Here is an 18,172-nt window from a genome sequence, read left to right as displayed (position 1 = left end):
CTCAGTCCACCAACTTTCGACGCAGTCCGGCTAGCTCGTCAGAGGGGAATCCGAACGCTGCGAGATATGTCGCGACCGTGCCATGGTCGTGACGGATGGTCTCGAGCACTTCCTCAATGAGCTCGGCGGGCGAGGCGAGCATGTCGTCGAGCGCGTCCTCCGTGAATGACGAGTTGCCCGACGATCCGGGGTGGAGCAGCGCCATCACCTCGGACCGGAACTCCGCACCGAGGCGCTCGTCCGATTCCGCGTAGGTGCGCACGATGTGGTCGTCGCGCACGCCTATGGCCGCCAGCAGCACCGCGATGAAGACCCCCGTGCGGTCTTTTCCTGCGGTGCAGTGGGCGAGCACGGCTCCGTCAGCTGACGCAATTGCGCGCAGACCCGCAACCATTTCTCCTCCTCGCGTGAGCGCGATCTCCCGATACAGGTCGCGTAGCCCAGGCGTTCCGGAGGCATCGGCCGCGGCGCCCAGCACGCTTCCCGCTCCGGGATCCGCGGGCTCGTGAAGCGGCAGGTGCACCAAGCGTACGCCGGGGAACTCATCGGGCACTCGCGCGGCCTCGCTCCTTCCGCGCAGGTCCAGAATCGTGTCGACTCCGAGTTCCGACAGTGCCTGCCGCCCCTCGTCGGTTATTGCGTGGAGGCCGGCGCTGCGGAACACCAGACCCTCGCGCACGTGTCGACCGTCCACAGTCTCCAGCCCGCCGATCCCGCGTGCGTTGCGCACACCGGGCACATCGATCCCGGTGTGGTCGCCGGTCGGATACTGTTCCACAGCGGTCGGAACCACGCCCGTCCGCACCACCTCGCGGTACCAGTCGAAGGACGCTTTCGGTGTGCGCACAAGAGTGTCAGGGTCCACGTGGATCAGGCCGAAACGCTGCGTGAATCCCGCCATGTATTGCAGGTTGTCGTGGCTCGACCATGCGTGGTACCCGCGCACTCGTACCCCGTCTGCGATGGCATCGGCGACCTCGCGGATCGCCCAGCTGAGGTAGCGGATCCGTGCCTCGTCGCGAACCTCTCCGTCGACGTCGGGCTTGTCTGCGTAGCCGATCCCGTTCTCCGTGATCACAACATCGGGGTGGTCGGGGTAGGTGTCCGCAAGCCAGTCCAGCGCTTCACGAAACCCGCCTGGCGTGAGCTGGCGGTGGGCGCCGCCCCAGGGGAGCCCCGGCGCAGGCACGATCGCGAAGCCGAGCCCGGCGGTGACCGGCGCAAGGCCGTGGAACATTGCGGCGCGCGGCGGTAGCTCGGCCAGGTGGGCGGCAGCGCGCTCGGTCGACGCAACCGTGTAGCGGGAATACCAGTTCACCCCGAGCACGTCCATGGGCTGCGCGATGATGTCGAGGTCGCCCTCGCGAACCGTGTCGCCGAGTACCGCCGCGAGTTCCGGCAGGTGTCCGTGCCCGAGCATGGGGTCGAGAAACAGTCGGCCGTCGAAGTAGTCGGCGCGCGCGGCGGCGGCCACGTCCAACGGGTGGGTGGTCGCCGGGGCGACCCCGTTCATGCTCAGGATGGTGCCGATGTCGCCGACCGCTCCCGCCGCACGAAGCGCGAGAATCGAGGTGCCGTGGGCGAGAAGCAGGTGGTGCACGGATGCCAGACCCGCCGTGCCCTCACGGCGGGCGGGCGGGAGGAACCCCGCGACGTACCCACCGAGCGACGGGTGGGTCGGCTCGTTCATCGTGAACCACTGGTCGACTCGATCTCCGAGGCGTTCCGCCAACACAGACGCGAAGTGACCGAAGTGGTCGGCGAATTCGCGGGTCATCATTCCGCCCAGGTCCTCCATCCACTGCGGGGTATCCCAGTGGTACAGGTTCAGCGCCGGGGCGATACCCCGCGCGAGCAACCCGTCCACCACGCGCTCGTAGTAGTCGAGTCCAGCCGGGTTGACCGTGCCCGCGGCATCCGTGACGATCCGCGGCCAGGCGGCGGAGAACCGGTGCGCTCCCGCCCCGAGACGCTGCAGGAGGTCGAGGTCTTCATCGAGCCGGTGGTACTGGTCGATCGCGCGGTCGCCGCTCGTGCCGTCGGGCGTACGCAGCCACGAGTGCAACGCGGTGTCCCACACCGAGGGAACCTTGCCGTCCGCGTCCCAGGCACCTTCGACCTGGTAGGCCGAGGTGCCCGTGCCCCAGACGAAGCCTTCAGGAAATGTGCGTGTCATCAGTCGTCTTTCGGTTCAGGTGATGGGCCCGCGAATGGGGCCGGTGGAGAAAAATTCACAGGGTCAATCAAGGTGGATGTCGGGGCGGGCCGCGAAGCCCCCGGAAGTCGAGGCGCCGCCTCGAGCAGCTGCCGCGTGTACTCGTGCTGCGGTGCTGAGATGACGCTCTCAGTGTCGCCGCTCTCGACAATCTGGCCCTCGCAAAGCACCGCGACCGAGTCCGCGATCATCCGTACCACGGCGAGATCGTGGGAGATGAACAGCATGCTCAGCCCGATCTCGTCTCGAAGTTCGGCGAGCAGGTTGAGAACGCGGGCCTGAACGGACACGTCGAGAGAGGAGACCGGTTCGTCGCAGAGCAGCAGCGCGGGCCGCGCGATCAGTGCCCGAGCGATGGCCACGCGTTGAGCCTGACCCCCGGAGAGTGTGCTGGGCCGTGCATCGGCGAAGCGGTGGGGATCCAGCCCGACCCGGCTGAGCAACTCGCGCGCGCTCTCCCGGCGCTGGCGCATCGTCCCCTCGCCTCGAATCGTGAGCGGCTCGGCAACGATATCGAGGGCGGCGCGGTGAGGGTTCAGCGACGAGATGGGATCCTGGAACACCATCTGCACCGGGTGGTCGGCTCCGCCACTGGCGATGTTGATGGAACCGGACCGCGGTTTCTGAAGTCCGAGGATCGTTCGCGCAAAGGTCGACTTGCCCGAGCCGGACTCGCCGACCAACCCGACGCTTCCGCCCTTTGGCACGTTGATGCTGACACCGTCGAGCACCACCCGGTCGCCGTATCCGACGACGAGGTTGCTCACGATCAATACGTCTGGCGTGCTCGCTACGTCGCTCATGAGAGAACTCCATCTGCCGAGGTGTGAAGGCGGCGCACGCGGGGGCCGTCGAGGCGCGGGATGCTGTCGAGGAGTGCCCGCGTATACGGGTGTGCTGGGGCGGAGATGACCTGAGCCGTGGGGCCGGACTCCACGATCTGCCCCGCGCGCATCACCACGATGTCGTCGCAGCGTTCCGCGGCAACGCCGAGGTCGTGGGTGACGAGGAGGAGGCTCGATCCGGTGCGCGCCCGCGTCTCGTCCATGATGTCGAGGACCCGCTTCTGCACGGTGACATCCAGCGCCGTCGTCGGCTCGTCACCGATGAGCAGGGCCGGTTCGGTCAGCGCCGCAGCGCCGATCCCGATCCGCTGCCGCTGCCCTCCGGACAGTTCGTGGGGGAACCGGCGCGACTCACTCTCCGGGCTTCGGAATCCCACGCTGCGCATGAGCTCGATGCCCCGGCGAGCACGCTCGCTTCGCCCGGTGCCGCCCGCAAAGGCCAGTACCTCGGTGAGTTGGTCGCCTACCCGAATGGTCGGGTTGAGCGAGCGGAGCGGATCCTGGTGGATCATGCCCACACTGGTGGCAAGTGCGCGGCGGTGGGCGCGGCCGCGGAGGGCGAGCATGTCGTGTCCGTCGAGCTGAACGTGTCCAGTGACGCGCATCGCGACCCCGGGCGGATGCACCCCGAGGATGGATCGGATGAGCATCGACTTGCCCGCGCCAGACTCACCGACGATGCCGAGCGAACGTCCGGGGTAGAGCGTGAAGGAGGCGCCTTCAACGACTGTCCGTTCGACCCCGCGGCGGAGCACCGTGGCGGTGAGGTCGCGCACCTCGAGGATTGGTTGTGAGCTCATCGTTTCGCTTCCCGGGAGTGCTCTCCGAGCACGTTGATGGACAGGATGGTTGCGCACAGCAGCAGCGCGGGCATAAGAGTCACCCAGGGCGCGACCGGCAATTGGGTGCGGCCTTCGGCGATGAGGCCACCCCACGACGGCTCGGGCGGTCGTAGCCCGAAGCCGAGAAAGCTCAGCGCTCCCTCGGCGACGATCGCGGTGGCGAGGGTGGTCATGATGAACGGCATCATGATGGGCAAAACGCTGGGAAGTACCTCGCGGGTAAGAATGCGCCACCCGCTCGCTCCGAGGGTACGTGCGACGATGACGTAGTTCTCGGTGGCGATGGCGAGCGTCGCGCTCCGGCTGAGTCTCGCGAACACCGGAATAGCGAAGCCGGCAATGGTGAGCGAGATGGTCGGAAGGCTGGGTCCGGTCAGCGTCACGATGGTCGCCACGATGATGAGCGACGGCAGGGCGATGGTCACGTCGGTAAGAAAACCCACCACCGCGTCGGCAAACCCGCGCCGCAGTCCCGCCCAGACTCCGAGGAGAATGCCGATGCCTCCGCCGACTACGACGGTGACCAGTGCGACGACCGCGCTCGCCGCGGCCCCGTGGAGCGACCGGGAGAATACGTCACGACCGAGGTTGTCCGTCCCGAAGGGGTGGGCGAGGCTCGGTGCCTGGCTGATGACGGAATAGTCGTTGGCGAGGGGATCCACGGTAAGCCCCACCGCGGCAGCGAGCGCTGCGATCGCCAGTAGCACGAGCCACGCGGTGGCAAGCATCACACCAACCCGCGGGATGCGACGTCGAGCAACGGAGGCCGACGGTGGTGTGCCGGGCCCTGAGGCCGCGCCAGAGGGTGAGGTCAGGGGAGTGGTCAAATCAGTGACGCTCACGGGTGCTCCTTGGGTCGACGCGGCGCACCGCGATATCGGTGAGGATGCCGGCAACCACCACGATGACCGCGGCGAACAGCACAACACCCTGGATGACGGGGAGGTCTCGGGCGCCGAGCGCACCAACGGTGAGGCGGCCCAGTCCGGGAATGGCGAACAGGCTTTCGACGAGCAGAGTGCCGCCGAGCGCCACCGCCAGGTTGATTCCGACGAGGGCGATCAAGGTGGATGACGAGGGGCGCAGGATCCGCCACCAGAGCAACTGCGGGTCAGACGCCCCTCGCACGATCGACGCGTATGCGTAGGGAGAGTGCAGCGACTCCATCGCAGAACCCCGCAGTGCGCGCAGGTACACCGCACCCTCGGCAACCCCGAGCGTGAACACGGGGAGCACCATCCGGGAGAGGTTATCCAGCGGGTTCTCGGCAAACGGGGTGTAGCCAGACGCCGGGAGCCAGCCGAGTTGGACGGCGAAGAGCTGGATGGCGAGAACGCCGACGACGAACGACGGCAGGGCGAGAAGCAGGAAGGTGCCAGTCGAGGTAATCCGGTCGAACCGCCCGCCTGGGTTGCGCGCGCTGTGCAGCGCGAGAGGGATGGCGATGGCGAGGGCGACTACCTGGCTGAGGATCACCAGTTCGGCGGTGGCGGGCACGCGCGCGAGGATTTCGGACAGCACCGGCCGCCCCGACGTAAACGACGTGCCCCAGTCGCCGGTAACTACTCCACCCATAAAGCTAAGGAAGCGCAGGAGGCCGTTCTGGTCGAGGCCCAGCGTGTGGCGAAGTGCTTCACGCTGGGCCTCGGTCGATTCCTGTCCGAGGAGGATGAGCGCCGGGTCGCCGGGCAGGAGCAAGGCGAGTTGGCAGGTGAGCGCCGCGATGACGATCAGGACCAACAGCGATCGGCCCGCGCGCGGCAACCAGGCGGTGGTCACTCGGCAGCCCACCCGATCTGCGCCGGCTGCACCGAGATGAGGGTGATGCCGGTGAGGTCCGGGAACCCGGCAAGGTCCGCGGAGCCGATGAGGCCCGCGTTGCTCGCGGTCAGCCACAGCATGGGCAGGTCGGTCGCGAGCTGTTCCGACGCGTCCGCGAGCAGAGTGGAGCGCTCGGTTCCGCCGGTCATACCGCTGGCTTCTTTGAGGAACTGGTCGACCTCATCGTTGGCGTACCCCGTGAAGTTGTAGGGCCCGGTCGAGGTGGCTACGAGCGCTCCGCCTGAGGGGTCGGAGAAGATCGAGGTAACCAGCTGGGCGGCTTCGAAGTCCTTGGCCGCGAGTGTGGAGCTGAAGGAAGCTCCCTCCACTGGCTCGATCTCGACCTCTACTCCGGCCTCACCGAGCATGTCCTTGATCGCGGTGGCGCGCTGGATCGAGTCCGGGGAGTTGTCGGAGGCGATCGTAAAGCTGAGACCGGCTCCCTCGAGTACGTCCTTCGCTGCCTCGACGTCGTATTCGGGGTAGTCGACTGTGGGGGCGAGGTCGCCCAACAGGCTGTAGGGGCTGTCTACGGTTATGCCTTCGCCGAGGTTCACCACCGCGTTGACTGCGTCACGGTCGATCGCCTGTGCGAGCGCGGTGCGGATCTCTACGTCCTCGAACTTCGGGTTGGACAGGTTCAGCAGCAGGCTGCTCACCGCGGCGGGGGCCGCGTGCACCTCGAGTGAATCATCGGCGCGGGCCTGCTCGAACTGGCTCGTCACCTCGGTCCAGATCAGGTCGACGTCGCCAGACTGAAGGCTCTGGTAGCGCGAGTCGGCGTCGGGCATCATCTTGAATGTGATGCTGTCGAGGGCCGCGGGCTCTCCCCAGTAGTTCTCGTTGCGGACGACGGTGACGGAATCGCCCGGCGTGAACGCGTCAATGACGAAGGGGCCGGCGCCGAGGGGGAAGCCGAGCTCGTCCGTCGCCGTTGTGGAGGTGATCATGCCGAGGGTGCGCGCGAGAAGTGAAGCGAAGTCGGCGTTGGGGGCGGCGAGGTCGAAGACCATGGTGGTGTCGTCGGTGATCGTCATTCCGGCGATCTGCTTGGCCTGTCCGGCGGCGGATGACTTCGACTCGGGGTTGGCGAGACGCTCGACATGCGCCTTGACTGCTGCGGTCGTCAGGGGCGAACCGTCCGAGAAGGTGACGTCGTCCGGGATCGTCAGCGTCCAGTGCGTTGCGGTCTCGTCTGACTCTAGGGACTTAGCGAGCCCGGGGGTGAACGTTCCACCCGCTGCGGGCGCCATCAACGGCTGGTAGAGCGCGTTGGACAGAATCAGAACGGGCTGCTGTGCGAGCAGGCCGTTGGTGACATCGAGGGTGGGCAGTTCGCGGTCGAGCGCGACGGTGAGCGTGCCTCCCTCAGAAATCTCACTGGTGGCGTTGGTGGCGGTGGTTGCTGGGCTGCTGCACGCGGAGAGTGCGAGCGCACCGGTCAGCGCGACTGCGAGCAGGGCGCCGGTTGCCGTACGTCGGAACATGGAAGTCCTCCTGGTCAAGTGGCCGGGGTGACCACGCAACCGAAGTTACGGGCGAATTGTGAATAGTGGCACCAGTGCCACTTTCCATTGAATGAACGGAATGCGAACATAAATGGCACTAGTGCCACGTTTAGGGTTCGAGCATGGCACCATCGAATGTGGAAGGAACGGAGCACGATATGCAGATGAGTACACCCGCGCGCAGCACCCGCGCAGAGCAAAAGGACCGCACCCGCGAGGACATCCGGGTGGCAGCACTCGACTTGTTCGAGAGTCGCGGCTTCGACAGCACAACCATCGATGACATCACCGCCGCGGCCTCGGTCGGGCGACGCACCTTCTTCCGTTACTTCTCGTGCAAAGAGGCCGTACTGTTCAGCGGCGGTGTCTTCCAGAACATGGCCGTCGACCTCCGTGAAGCGCTGAGCTCCGGTCTACCCCCGGTGCGCGCGCTTATCTGGGCAATCGAGCGTGACGCATACGGTGCCGACGATCCCGACGAGGTGACGATTCGCCGTCGACGAGCCCGAGTCTCTCTGTTGGAGATACCCACCGTGGCCGCGTACTACCGCAGCGAAGTCGCGCGGATAGCCCAGGTCGTAACGCACGTGGTGCATCAATATCCTGCGCACGCGAGCGTGCGATTTCTGCCCGAGCTCGTTGGCGGGCTCCTCCACACCATGACACTCGAGCACCTCGAGAGTGGTGAGACACATCACTTTGCCGTCGACGCAGAGGCCTGGCGCACGGCGTTGATCACGCTTGAGCGCGGCTTCGACGCCTAACGGAACCAGGTGCCGCTTCAGCGAGCGCGGCGGTACCCGCGCACTCCGCGCACGTGCGCCGTTTTGGGATAGTCCGCTGGGTCCCGGCTGCGGCGCGTCTCGTCAGGAAACTCGAACAGGTCCACCATTAGCTGCACCGGGTAGCTGAGACCCTGATTGACGGTATGGATGAGTTGCTCATCAACGAAGAACCTGACCCGGTCTGGTCCCCACTCGCCTCCGTAACTGTGTTCCTGGGTGACGTCGCACGCGAGGGTCGTGACGGCCATTTCGTCACGCAATCGCGGGTCGTGGTGCGCCTTCACGCCCACGTTGACCCGTGCACTGTCCGCGGTGATCGCCGAGCCGAACAGCTCAGCGATACAAATCTCACCGGAATCGGCGGGAGAATCCTCTTCGAATCCCACAAGCCACACCGCGACCATACACGCGGGGTGGGCTGTTGCCCGCAGGGTCACATCGACCCGCCTCGCATCGTCGGCGCCCGCACTCGGTGTCCACAGCCGCCGGGTCTCCACCGGGGTGCGGACCCGGAGACCTGGGTCAGACCGATGGGTTCCCCGGTCGGAACCACGCTCGCCCGAAAACGAGCCGGTCTGAATATTCGACACCCGTAGCTGCCCGGTTTCGTCGGGCCAAGTCGCCTGGTCGACGTCGATCCGCAATCGCAGTCCGCCCTCGTCGAAGTCGTAGCGAGCCCGCGATCGCTCCGGGGTGCTCCACTGCGGCAGATAGTGGTCAACCCAGCGCTGCGCGTCGAGGGCCGGCCCGGAGAAATCATCCGCAAAGTCCAGAATCATGCTGGGTTACTCGCTCGGTCGCCGTGTCATTTCCCCAGCATGCCGGGCGCGCGGCGGCGGCGCTACGGCTTCAGCGAGTCCGGCGAATGCTTAGGTTGCAGCGACCCGTCGGGTTGGTGCGGCACCTCAAGACTGAGGATGATGGTACTGAGCGAATCACAACGACCCGGAGGTCCCAGTGTCTGTCTTGCCCGCACCCATCCCGTCCCTTCCCGCGTCCGTTCAGGCGGATGTCGGGCCCGGCGGTCTTCGCGTGCTGCGGGTCACCGCTCCCAGCGCCTCGGCGGAGATCTACCTGCGTGGCGCGCACGTCGCGTCGTGGACCCCGGCCGGCACGGACGCCTCGGTCATTTGGATGAGCGAGAAAAGCGAATACACCGACGGGGTTCCGTTGCGTGGTGGGGTTCCGATCTGCTTCCCGTGGTTTGGTGCGAATGCGGATGATCCGTCCGAACCGTCCCACGGCTTCGCCCGCCTAGCCGAGTGGGAGTTAGTCGAAGCCAAGGATGTGGGCTCCACCGTGGTGCTCACGCTGCGCCTGCATGACGACCTCGCGACCCGCGCATCCGCCTGGGGCCACCGGTTTGAGGCGCTCTATACGGTAACGGTCGGCGGCCATCTGGACCTGGCACTGACGGTGACCAACCCCGACCGCAAGGCGTTCACCTACGAGGCTGCGCTGCACACGTACTTTGGGGTCAGCGACATCCGCTCGGTCTCCGTCACGGGCCTCGAGGACGTGCCCTTCCTCGACAAGCTCGACGGCCCGAGCCCCCTCCCCGCAGAGGGAGAAGCTGTGCGATTTGTCGGCGAAACCGACCGCGTCTACCTGGGCAGTGCCGAGACGATCGGGGTGGTGGATCCGAACGCGAAGCGCGTGATCGACGTGAAGCCGCGCGAGTCGTCGAGCACGGTGGTCTGGAATCCGTGGGTGGCGAAAGCGGCGAAGATGGCCGACTTCGGCGACGACGAGTGGACCACGATGGTGTGCGTTGAGACCTGCAATGTCGGTGCCGCCGCCGTCACGCTGGAGGCGGGCGCCAGCCACACCATGAGCGTGCGTTACGACGTCACGGGCCGCTGACCCCGTCGCCGCTGACCCTGGTGCTCGCTGGCGCGGCGACGTCATCGGCGCTGATCGACCGGTCAACCACACCCTCGGCGACCACCCGGAGCGATTGGGTACTGCTGCGCGCAAACGCGCGGAGCAGGTTGAAGGCCTCGTCCATCGACACGTTCTGCGTGTGCGCAAGCACGCCCTTGGCTTGCTCGACCATCACCCGTGAGTCGAGCGCCAGATGCAGCTGCTCCGCTACGAACCGGGGATCGCGCTGGCTGCGTTCCTGGAGGATTCCCAGAATCGCGACGTCGGCGAGGGCCTGCGCGAGCCGCTCATCGCGTTCGTCGAGCGTTCCGACGCTGGTGCTGAGGAGGTTCATCGCGCCGATGACCCGGCCGCGCAGACGCATCGGGGTGGCGTGAACCGACCGGAATCCCCGATCTGCGGCGGCCCGCCGAAATTCGGGCCAGCGGTCACCGGATAGCTCCAGGTCACTCACCGAGATGGGAAGTCCGGTGGTGAAACAGTCCACACAGGGCCCGGCTCCCGCGGCGACCTGCATGATCTCGACGAACTCCGCCTCCTCACTGGTGGAGGCAATCAGTTCGAGGTTGCCATCGCCGCCATCAATGAGCAGCCCGCCGGCCTGCACATCGAGAAGGTCGACGCACTCCGTGACGAGGCTCGACAGCAGGTCGACGACGTCGTAGCTGTCCATGAGTGTGTCCGCGACCCTGACAAAAGCTTCGTTGATGCGCTGCTCGCGCGACGCTTCGTTCATGTTGTTCTCCATGTGTTCTGGGTCTGCCCGCGTCACTCGGGCAACAAACTGAAGTCGAGCTCGCGCAAGACGACGGCCGAGGCGACGTCGCGCACCGTGCGCCCGTTGGCGAAGGCGTAGGCCTGCAGGCGTAGCAGGGCCTCGGTCGCGGTGCTGTCGAGCTGGGCCAAAATCATTCCCGTGGCCTGATGAATCTGGCGGCGCATCTCGAGTGGTGGAGCGTCCGCTTGCGCCATTGACTCATCCATATCGGCGAAGGTGAGCGCCCGCTCCAGTGCGGGGCCGGCAATCGCTTTTGCCAGCGACATCCCACGCTCGATTGCAGCCTCGTTCAGCGAGCCGCCGGGCCATCGGTACGTCAGGGCGACCCCAACGCAGGCAGCTCCGGTGATCAGCGGGAACGCGAAGAGCGACCCGACATCGAGCGAGGCCATGGCGTCGGCGAATGCGGGCCACCGTTGCCGACAGGTGAGGGGGGCGTCAGGGATAATCTCCGGGTTGGCCGACCAGAAGGACGAGACCATCGGGCCTTCACCGAGGTCAAACTGGATCTCCGCAAGCTGCTCAACGGTGTCGTCACTGGCGTGGATGATCGACTGCCGTCCCGACCGATCGATTACGGAGACCGCGACACCGGAGATGGGAAGCAGGTCGAGAAAGGGCGCGGCAAGGTTGCCGGCGGACTCTGCCGTCGCTTCCACTGCTTTACCGCTCATCACATCCCACAAGCTCGCAGCAACCGTACGTGCGGATTTGTCACGCCGGTTGCGTTGTAGATCGCGAAGGGAGATAGCGGGGTCTGGGCTGTCGTCTTCGAATTGGTATCAAGAATACGGCTGAATAGCCGCGCCCGCACCACCTGGATGCGGAGGGCCGGTGGAGCGTGCAGGGCGCCTAGCCGACCCCGCGTGCGGGGGCGCGTGCGCTGCGTGCGGACGAGGCATCCACCGACACCAGGGCAACAGCTTCGGCGACGTCGGCGGCGCGCATCATCCGGATGGGATCTCCAAATATGGTCACCTCATAGTCGTCGTCGACCCGTTGGATCAACCCGAGGACCTGCCGGTCTGCGCGCCCGGGAGTGGGCTGGCTGACCACGGTCCACGCACGCTCGGGGCACTCGGTGATCACGGCAACGCGCAGGGCGGGAGCAGGCTGCGAGTCGCGGGCTGCTGCCCATTGGCCCAGGTCCGTCAACATTCGGTGGTCCCTCCCGTTCCTCGTGCCACAAGTTGACACCCTCGCCGCCACGTCGCGCGAATCGAGAAGCGCGGGCTTGACACGGAGGTGCGTCTGGTGGTGCGATGTCGGGTCTTTCCTAGAGCTCCCACTCCGAGGGGGCGCCCATGATCTTGTAGTCATCACCCGGGGTGTTGATGGGTGGATGCGACGGCGCGAGTCGCTCGATCTCGAGCTCGATCCGGTCGATGAGCTTTTCGTCAATGATCTCTTCGTTGTCGGTCGGCTGCGGCACGGCGACAAGTTGGCTTGCCGGGCCGACCAGGAGGTTAGCATCGGCAACGGTGCCGTCGGGCAGCCGGATCGGAATCACGATCGTCGCGGATCCGCTGCCCTCTGCGAGCGCGCCGGCATACCGGAGGACCGCGTCAGCAATCAAGTCTCCCGTGAGCAAGGTCTCGCCTGCGTAATGAATGAGCTTCATGGAGACACCATAGAACTATCTGGTAGTGCCGCGCCGCGAACGATCAACCGGGGCGCACATTCGCTGGTTTTGCACAGCTTGTCGAAGGCGGAGACCCTCAGGGATTAGAATTCAGTCCGACCAACCGCCTGAACGAGAGACCTATGGGAACCCTGACGTACGATTCTGAGTTCACCGTCGATTTTGAAGACCGGGTACTCGCGCATCTGCAGATTGTCATCGGCGCCAAGCTGCGCCGCGGAGAGTCCTTCTACTTCTCCTGGAAAGACGACGATCGCATTGGCGACGGGCGCACCGCGATCTGGCTCCATCCGAGTATCTCGTTGATTTACAAGTACTACGGTGGCCGGATGCCGCGGGTCAATCGCTACTGGATCGACCAGCTCGTGGTGACCGCCAACTCGGTCAGCGGACTCCAGATCGTGCCCGAACCTCCCGTACCCACCAGTGACGACGAGTAGGCGCACAATGAGACCACTCAAGCGCATCAACATTCGCTACGACGGCGACCACTACACGCTCGCGAGCAGGGAACTGTCCGAGGTTCAGTCCGAGATCAACACCGCGATCGCGGAGGGGCGCCCGCTCTGGTTGCGCGTCAACCGCGGTGAGGGCTCGTACCAGACGGCTGACTTGCTCGTCACCGCTGGCACCCCGATTGCCCTGATGGGCGTCGAGCTGCCCGCCTCCGAGACCTACAAGGACCCAGAAGAGCTCGGGCAGCCCGAGCACATCGAGTCGGAGTTCGGCGAGCCAGCTCCCCACTGATACGCGCGGTCGACCGGTCAGCCGTCGACACTTTTCCCCGGCGACCGGTCAGTTGCCGCTCCTCCCAGGTATCGACGGGTCAGTTGCCGATCTTCCGGGCTCGTCGAGAGGCCAGTCGCGTCGCTGATTTCGCGAAAGTGCGTCGATTGCTGCCCGCTGGGTGCGCTCGGCGGAGGCGTTTCGTCGCCAACTGACCGCTGGGCGAGGTTCCCCTGGGCGGGGACTCCCGTCGCACCAATAAGCTAGCGAGTTAGCTAGTGCAGCTAGCTGGCGACTGCGAGCTGCTCGACAGCATCGTCGGTCAGCTCGATTTGGAGCCGTTCCGCTCGGAGAAATTCCAGTTGGCGGAATACCTCGCCCTCCGCGATGGCGGAAACGAGAAACGCGAGGACCGGTTCGCCGCGGCCCAGGAGCGCCACAACATCGTTGCGATCCGCGATGTGTGCCAGCGCGGAATCGGCAATAGCGTCGTGGTCGTGGTCGTGGTCGTGGTTAGCGTCGTGGTCAGCGTCAACATCGGCACCAGCATTCACAGATGCCGCGGCAGCGTCCAGGTCGGCCGCGCGTGGGTCGGGGTCAGCGTTACTTGCGTTGGCCGCAACCGGGTCGACCCGGAGCAGAGAGCGCACGAGGGGCGCAAACCCGTTGACGACTTCGACGCGCTGCACGCCCACCGCCTCTGGCGGACCGTCGATCAGCACGGTGCGACGAGCGGCGCCTGCAACACCCGCTACACCAGCAGCGCCCGCTACACCAGCAACACCCGTTGCGCTAGCAGCACCGGTCGCGCCACTGAGCAGCGCGCAGCCCTGAAGAGTGAGCAGGGCGACGGCGTGCAGATCGAGAATCCGCGCGAAGCCTTCCCTGGCGGTGTCTTCGTCGGCCACGCTAAGCAAAACTAGGGTCGGCATGGCGGTCTCGATTCTGTCGAGCTCGGTGTTCTCCCGAGCGATACGACGATAGTGCACGGAGCGGATGTCGGTGCGCCACAGCACGGCCCCGCGGTGAGGTCCGCGCGCACCACCGAACCCCGTCGCGAACTCCAGCGATGCATAACACACGACGTGTCCGATGTCTACCCCCTTCGAGGGCGAACGACGAGTCTTTACCACCCTCCGGCTGGGAGTTAGGGCAGAAACTACCGCGAGATCTCGCGGATTTCGCCGCCCAATCGTCGAGCGCCGACCGTGCGGATCGTCGCATATCTTTTTCCGAGCGGCATTTCTGGGCGCCAGCTGGATACGGTAATTATCAGTTGTTCGGTCAGATAAACGATGGGATTGTGATGCCGCACGGAGCTACGCAGTCAGCCGACATTCAGGTCGTTGTGACGTGGATGGCGCCGGAGGATAACCTCTGGGTCGCCAGCGTAAACGGAGAGTACGCGGGGATGGTCGAGTTCTTCGACGGCCACTTTGTCGCTCGCGACAGCAGTGGTCACGAGCTCAGCAGCCACAGCAACCTTCCGGAAGCAAAAGCTGTCGTGGATGAGCGGATGACGACGGCACCAAGTCTCCTCGTCGCGGTGCACAACACTCTGCACCACATGGGCGAAACGCTCGCGGCGACGTTGCCGAGGGCAGCGCCGCAGTATCACCGCAGCGCTGCCGGGCCCGTCACAGACCACTGACCGCTCAGCCACTGACCAACCAGCGACTGACCAACCAGCCACTGACCAACCAGCCACTGACGGACCAGCTACCGACCGATTAGCCATTGACCGATTCGCCATTGACCGCTCAGCCACTGACCAACTAGCTGCTGACCGACCAGCTCACGGCCGCACATCACAGCGTCGTACTTCAACGCCGACCGCCCACAACAAGAAGGAGAACACCGTGGCCCAGATCATCGACAGCATCGATGTCAACGTCCCCGTAACTACCGCTTACAACCAGTGGACCCAGTTCGAGTCGTTTCCCCAGTTCCTGGAGTTCGTCGAGTCCATCACCCAGATCGACGACACCCACACGCACTGGAAAGTGAAGATCGGCGGAGCCGTGCGCGAGTTCGACGCCACGATCACCGAGCAGCACGCTGACGAGCGCGTTGCTTGGAACAGCACCGGTGGCGACGAGAACCACGCGGGTGTGGTGACGTTCCACAAACTCAGCGACGAGACATCCCGCGTCACTGTGCAAATCGACTGGGAGCCCACGGGCCTCCTCGAAAAGGCCGGCGCCGTTCTGGGCGTCGATGACCACGCCATCAAGAAGGACCTGAAGAAGTTCAAGGCGTTCATCGAAGACCAGGGCACCGCGTCCGGCGCCTGGCGCGGCGACGTGCAGGCGTAAGCCTCACCCCCCCCTCAACTCAACTCCCTCCCCACCACCACAGCATCACTTACACAGAAACGGAGAAACTCATCATGGGCTTCATCGCATTCCTCATCCTCGGCCTCATCGCCGGTGCCATCGCCAAGCTCATCCTCCCGGGCCGCCAGGGCGGCGGCTGGATCATCACCCTGATCCTCGGCGTGGTTGGCGCACTGCTCGGTGGATTCATCGGCAACGCGGTCTTCGGCGTCGGCCTCGAAGAGTTCTTCTCGATCGAGACCTGGATCGTCGCGATCCTCGGTTCGCTCGTCGTCCTCGTGATCTACGGCGCCATCACCGGCCGCAGCCGCAAGGCCTGATCCACTAGCACCGCCCGGCTTCGGCCGTAGCACCCCGCGAGCGGGTGGAGCACCATCTCGGTGCTCCACCCGCTCGTTCTGCGTCACCCGACATCCGCCAGCACCAGGCATCCGCACCACTTCACAGCTACACCGCACCGCCCCACCTCTGCAGCTACACCTCACCGCCCACTTCACAGCCCCACCTCTGCAGCTACTCAGAAAGAGACCTCACCGTGTCCGTAAGCTCGCCGCTGTCCCTGCCCTACCCGTTGGGCGTCACAGTCCTCAAGGGAACCGAACCCGGCGTCAACGTCGCGGTTTACTCCGAGACGGCCGACGCCATCGAGTTCTGCACCTTCGACGACAACGGCATCGAGACAAAGGTAATGCTGAGCGAACGCACCGGCCACGTGTTCCACGGCCTCATCGACGGCGTGGAGGTCGGCACCCGGTACGGCCTGCGCGTGCACGGCGCGTGGGATCCGGCCAACGGCCTGCGCCACAACGCCAACAAACTTCTGCTCGACCCACACGCAACCGCGATCACGGGCGACTACGCGTGGGGCCAGGCGGTTTTCGGGCACGACATGAACGAGCCCACCGAGCAGGACCCCACCGACTCGGCCGGGTCCACACCGCTCTGCATCGTGACCGACCCGAGTTTCGATTGGACGGGGGATGTCGCGCCGCGAACGGCCTTCGCTGACACCGTCGTTTACGAGGTACACGTCAAAGGCTTCACCCAGTTGCATCCCGACGTTCCCGAGGAAATCCGCGGCACCTATGCAGGCCTTGCCCACCCGGCCGCGATCAAGCACTTCACCGACCTCGGTGTCACCGCGGTCGAGCTGTTGCCCGTGCACCAGTTTGTGCAGGACAGCCACCTGCTCGAGAAGGACCTGCGCAACTACTGGGGCTACAACAGCATTGGGTTCTTCGCGCCGCATGGCGACTACTCCTCCACAGGCGATGGCGGCGGGCAGGTCGCCGAGTTCAAGAGCATGGTCAAGGCGTTCCATGCCGCGGGCCTCGAGGTGATCCTCGACGTCGTCTACAACCACACCGCCGAGGGCAACCACATGGGCCCGACGCTGTCGTTCAAGGGCATCGACAACGAGAGCTACTACCGGCTCGTCGAGCACCAGCGCGACTCCTACTTCGACACCACCGGCACCGGCAACAGCCTGAACGTCGGACACCCCGCGGCCCTTGGCCTCATCATGGATTCGCTGCGCTACTGGGTGACCGAGATGCACGTCGACGGTTTCCGCTTCGACCTCGCCACCACCCTCACCCGCCAGGGTGGCGACGCCGCGATCCACAGCGCGTTCCTCAGTCTCATCCAGCAGGACCCGATTCTCGCGCCGGTCAAGATGATCGCCGAGCCGTGGGACACCGCCGGCTACCAGGTCGGCGGCTTCCCGGCCGACTGGTCGGAGTGGAATGGCAAGTTCCGTGACGACGTGCGCGGCTACTGGAACGGCGAGGAGGGTGTGCTCAGCGCGTTCTCGCAGCGCGTGCTCGGCAGCCCCGATGTCTACGAAGAGTCCCGTCGCTCGCCGATGTCGAGTGTCAACTTCGTGACCGCCCACGACGGGTTCACCCTGCACGACCTCACCTCGTACAGCGAGAAGCACAATGAGGCCAACGGCGAAGACAACAACGACGGCGAGAGCGACAACAAGTCTGCCAACGGGGGAGTGGAGGGCCCGACGGATGACGGCGCCGTGACCGAGTACCGTGAGCGCCAGCGCCGCAACTTCCTCGCGACCCTCCTGCTCTCGGCCGGCGTGCCGATGATTCTCGGAGGCGACGAAGTCGGCCGCACCCAGGGCGGAAACAACAACGGCTACGCTCAGGACAACGAGATTTCGTGGTTCGACTGGGACAAGGCCGACGCCAACCTGTTCCACTTCACCGCAGAGCTGATCCGGCTCCGCAAGGAGAATCCGGCGCTGCGCCCGGTCTGGTTCCGTCAGGCACCCGGGCAGGGCGACGACGTCGTCGACGGCGACACCGTGCAGATCCTGACGCCCGCCGCGACCGTGTTCACCGACGCGGACTGGCAGGACCCTCAGGCGCGCGCGGTCGCCTTCCTCCTCTGGCACCTTGAGGAGGACGCGTTTGTGCTGCTCCTGAACGCCGCCACCGAGGGAGTCGATTTCACCCTTCCCGAGGCGCCGAACTCACCCTGGGAGCTGGCCGCCTCAAGCGACCCCGAGCAGAATGTGCTCACGCAGAGTGACGAAGCTGTGGCTGACGCAGCCGAAAATGGTGCAGGGCAGGCGGATGTCGGGTCCGCCAGCGCCGCGGACGAGCCCGTAATGCTGCGCGTGCGGGACGCGTCGTTCACACTTCTGCGGTCGCGCATCTCGCGCTAACTGCTTGCACCCAGAGGCCAGCAGCCCAGCGTCGTTGACGCTCCGTGGGGATCGAAAATATGGGGTGGTCGCCTCCCACAGCCCGCTGGCGCGGACAAACGTCGGGG

The 18,172-nt window shown here is 65.6% G+C and carries 20 protein-coding genes; 8 read left to right on the top strand and 12 right to left on the bottom strand.

The annotated features are described in order from the left end of the window. Position 1 precedes the first annotated feature (1 nt). From B0I08_RS17150 to B0I08_RS17125, 6 genes are read right to left on the bottom strand one after another with little or no spacing between them, the layout of a single operon-like run. Positions 2 to 2,176 (bottom strand): family 1 glycosylhydrolase, encoded by a 2,175-nt coding sequence (locus tag B0I08_RS17150; RefSeq protein ID WP_106215111.1) that lies wholly within the window; start codon positions 2,174 to 2,176, stop codon positions 2 to 4. After that, positions 2,176 to 3,018, bottom strand: a complete 843-nt coding sequence (locus B0I08_RS17145) for an ABC transporter ATP-binding protein (protein ID WP_106215109.1) — start codon at positions 3,016 to 3,018, stop codon at positions 2,176 to 2,178. Before B0I08_RS17145 ends, B0I08_RS17150 begins: the two co-directional genes overlap by 1 nt. Then, positions 3,015 to 3,860 (bottom strand): ABC transporter ATP-binding protein, encoded by an 846-nt coding sequence (locus tag B0I08_RS17140; protein WP_106215107.1) that lies wholly within the window; start codon positions 3,858 to 3,860, stop codon positions 3,015 to 3,017. The genes B0I08_RS17145 and B0I08_RS17140 overlap by 4 nt, the downstream gene beginning before the upstream one ends. Then, a complete protein-coding gene (locus B0I08_RS17135; RefSeq protein WP_146134471.1) occupies positions 3,857 to 4,744 on the bottom strand; it encodes an ABC transporter permease in 888 nt (295 codons plus the stop codon). Before B0I08_RS17135 ends, B0I08_RS17140 begins: the two co-directional genes overlap by 4 nt. Next, positions 4,731 to 5,681 carry an ABC transporter permease gene (locus B0I08_RS17130; RefSeq protein WP_106215103.1) on the bottom strand — a complete coding sequence of 317 codons (951 nt, stop codon included), beginning with the start codon at positions 5,679 to 5,681 and terminating at the stop codon, positions 4,731 to 4,733. The genes B0I08_RS17135 and B0I08_RS17130 overlap by 14 nt, the downstream gene beginning before the upstream one ends. After that, positions 5,678 to 7,210, bottom strand: coding sequence for an ABC transporter substrate-binding protein (locus B0I08_RS17125; RefSeq protein WP_106215101.1), 1,533 nt, complete (start codon positions 7,208 to 7,210; stop codon positions 5,678 to 5,680). Before B0I08_RS17125 ends, B0I08_RS17130 begins: the two co-directional genes overlap by 4 nt. Positions 7,211 to 7,395: 185 nt before the next feature. Between B0I08_RS17125 and B0I08_RS17120 the strand changes: the two genes are divergently transcribed. Beyond that, positions 7,396 to 7,995, top strand: coding sequence for a TetR family transcriptional regulator (locus B0I08_RS17120; RefSeq protein WP_181243475.1), 600 nt, complete (start codon positions 7,396 to 7,398; stop codon positions 7,993 to 7,995). A 17-nt stretch (positions 7,996 to 8,012) separates the two neighbouring features. Here the strand turns inward: B0I08_RS17120 and B0I08_RS17115 are convergent, their stop codons facing one another. After that, on the bottom strand, positions 8,013 to 8,795 hold the full coding sequence (locus B0I08_RS17115; protein WP_106215097.1) for a glycoside hydrolase family 16 protein: 783 nt from the start codon (positions 8,793 to 8,795) through the stop codon (positions 8,013 to 8,015). Between the two features lie 178 nt (positions 8,796 to 8,973). On the opposite strand from B0I08_RS17115, the gene B0I08_RS17110 reads away from it, so the two are divergent. After that, the gene (locus B0I08_RS17110) at positions 8,974 to 9,879 is read left to right on the top strand and encodes a D-hexose-6-phosphate mutarotase (RefSeq protein ID WP_106215095.1); all 906 of its coding nucleotides are present in this window, start codon (positions 8,974 to 8,976) and stop codon (positions 9,877 to 9,879) included. On the opposite strand, the gene B0I08_RS17105 is transcribed toward B0I08_RS17110, so the two are convergent. The 4 genes from B0I08_RS17105 to B0I08_RS17090 all read right to left on the bottom strand — a co-directional run bounded on the left by B0I08_RS17105 (position 9,866) and on the right by B0I08_RS17090 (position 12,299). Further along, complete coding sequence (locus B0I08_RS17105; protein WP_106215159.1) at positions 9,866 to 10,636, bottom strand: GAF and ANTAR domain-containing protein; 771 nt, start codon at positions 10,634 to 10,636, stop codon at positions 9,866 to 9,868. The two genes, B0I08_RS17110 and B0I08_RS17105, sit on opposite strands and share 14 nt — an antisense overlap. A gap of 32 nt (positions 10,637 to 10,668) precedes the next feature. Next, positions 10,669 to 11,352, bottom strand: coding sequence for a GAF and ANTAR domain-containing protein (locus tag B0I08_RS17100; RefSeq protein ID WP_106215093.1), 684 nt, complete (start codon positions 11,350 to 11,352; stop codon positions 10,669 to 10,671). A gap of 178 nt (positions 11,353 to 11,530) precedes the next feature. Beyond that, positions 11,531 to 11,836 carry a hypothetical protein gene (locus B0I08_RS17095; protein WP_106215091.1) on the bottom strand — a complete coding sequence of 102 codons (306 nt, stop codon included), beginning with the start codon at positions 11,834 to 11,836 and terminating at the stop codon, positions 11,531 to 11,533. Positions 11,837 to 11,954: 118 nt separating this feature from the next. After that, positions 11,955 to 12,299 carry a hypothetical protein gene (locus B0I08_RS17090; RefSeq protein WP_106215089.1) on the bottom strand — a complete coding sequence of 115 codons (345 nt, stop codon included), beginning with the start codon at positions 12,297 to 12,299 and terminating at the stop codon, positions 11,955 to 11,957. Between the two features lie 143 nt (positions 12,300 to 12,442). On the opposite strand from B0I08_RS17090, the gene B0I08_RS17085 reads away from it, so the two are divergent. Together B0I08_RS17085 and B0I08_RS17080 are read left to right on the top strand one after the other, a co-directional pair. Further along, on the top strand, positions 12,443 to 12,760 hold the full coding sequence (locus B0I08_RS17085) for a DUF7882 family protein (protein ID WP_106215087.1): 318 nt from the start codon (positions 12,443 to 12,445) through the stop codon (positions 12,758 to 12,760). A gap of 7 nt (positions 12,761 to 12,767) precedes the next feature. Further along, positions 12,768 to 13,067 carry a hypothetical protein gene (locus B0I08_RS17080; protein ID WP_106215085.1) on the top strand — a complete coding sequence of 100 codons (300 nt, stop codon included), beginning with the start codon at positions 12,768 to 12,770 and terminating at the stop codon, positions 13,065 to 13,067. A gap of 263 nt (positions 13,068 to 13,330) precedes the next feature. Here the strand turns inward: B0I08_RS17080 and B0I08_RS17075 are convergent, their stop codons facing one another. Further along, the gene (locus B0I08_RS17075; protein ID WP_106215083.1) at positions 13,331 to 14,128 is read right to left on the bottom strand and encodes a hypothetical protein; all 798 of its coding nucleotides are present in this window, start codon (positions 14,126 to 14,128) and stop codon (positions 13,331 to 13,333) included. Positions 14,129 to 14,349: 221 nt separating this feature from the next. Here B0I08_RS17075 and B0I08_RS17070 point away from each other — a divergent pair, with 221 nt between their 5' ends. The 4 genes from B0I08_RS17070 (at position 14,350) to glgX (ending at position 18,065) form a co-directional block, all read left to right on the top strand. Further along, the gene (locus B0I08_RS17070; RefSeq protein WP_146134470.1) at positions 14,350 to 14,697 is read left to right on the top strand and encodes a hypothetical protein; all 348 of its coding nucleotides are present in this window, start codon (positions 14,350 to 14,352) and stop codon (positions 14,695 to 14,697) included. Positions 14,698 to 14,905: 208 nt separating this feature from the next. Then, positions 14,906 to 15,361 carry an SRPBCC family protein gene (locus tag B0I08_RS17065; RefSeq protein ID WP_106215079.1) on the top strand — a complete coding sequence of 152 codons (456 nt, stop codon included), beginning with the start codon at positions 14,906 to 14,908 and terminating at the stop codon, positions 15,359 to 15,361. Positions 15,362 to 15,435: 74 nt separating this feature from the next. Continuing rightward, positions 15,436 to 15,702: a GlsB/YeaQ/YmgE family stress response membrane protein gene (locus tag B0I08_RS17060; RefSeq protein WP_106215077.1), complete on the top strand. Its 267-nt coding sequence runs from the start codon at positions 15,436 to 15,438 to the stop codon at positions 15,700 to 15,702. A gap of 215 nt (positions 15,703 to 15,917) precedes the next feature. After that, the gene (glgX, locus tag B0I08_RS17055) at positions 15,918 to 18,065 is read left to right on the top strand and encodes a glycogen debranching protein GlgX (RefSeq protein WP_106215075.1); all 2,148 of its coding nucleotides are present in this window, start codon (positions 15,918 to 15,920) and stop codon (positions 18,063 to 18,065) included. Positions 18,066 to 18,172 lie beyond the last annotated feature (107 nt).

The sequence above is a fragment of the Glaciihabitans tibetensis genome (genome assembly GCF_003003265.1).
GTDB classification, from domain to species: Bacteria; Actinomycetota; Actinomycetes; order Actinomycetales; family Microbacteriaceae; genus Glaciihabitans; species Glaciihabitans tibetensis.
This window is presented reverse-complemented; position numbering and strand designations above follow the sequence as displayed.

Coding starts and splice junctions, on each gene's coding strand:
- B0I08_RS17150 (WP_106215111.1), bottom strand. CDS start 2,176: ATGACACGCACATTTCCTGAAGGCTTCGTCTGGGGCACGGGCACCTCG.
- B0I08_RS17145 (WP_106215109.1), bottom strand. CDS start 3,018: ATGAGCGACGTAGCGAGCACGCCAGACGTATTGATCGTGAGCAACCTC.
- B0I08_RS17140 (WP_106215107.1), bottom strand. CDS start 3,860: ATGAGCTCACAACCAATCCTCGAGGTGCGCGACCTCACCGCCACGGTG.
- B0I08_RS17125 (WP_106215101.1), bottom strand. CDS start 7,210: ATGTTCCGACGTACGGCAACCGGCGCCCTGCTCGCAGTCGCGCTGACC.
- B0I08_RS17120 (WP_181243475.1), top strand. CDS start 7,396: ATGAGTACACCCGCGCGCAGCACCCGCGCAGAGCAAAAGGACCGCACC.
- B0I08_RS17115 (WP_106215097.1), bottom strand. CDS start 8,795: ATGATTCTGGACTTTGCGGATGATTTCTCCGGGCCGGCCCTCGACGCG.
- B0I08_RS17105 (WP_106215159.1), bottom strand. CDS start 10,636: ATGAACGAAGCGTCGCGCGAGCAGCGCATCAACGAAGCTTTTGTCAGG.
- B0I08_RS17100 (WP_106215093.1), bottom strand. CDS start 11,352: ATGAGCGGTAAAGCAGTGGAAGCGACGGCAGAGTCCGCCGGCAACCTT.
- B0I08_RS17095 (WP_106215091.1), bottom strand. CDS start 11,836: ATGTTGACGGACCTGGGCCAATGGGCAGCAGCCCGCGACTCGCAGCCT.
- B0I08_RS17090 (WP_106215089.1), bottom strand. CDS start 12,299: ATGAAGCTCATTCATTACGCAGGCGAGACCTTGCTCACGGGAGACTTG.
- B0I08_RS17085 (WP_106215087.1), top strand. CDS start 12,443: ATGGGAACCCTGACGTACGATTCTGAGTTCACCGTCGATTTTGAAGAC.
- B0I08_RS17080 (WP_106215085.1), top strand. CDS start 12,768: ATGAGACCACTCAAGCGCATCAACATTCGCTACGACGGCGACCACTAC.
- B0I08_RS17060 (WP_106215077.1), top strand. CDS start 15,436: ATGGGCTTCATCGCATTCCTCATCCTCGGCCTCATCGCCGGTGCCATC.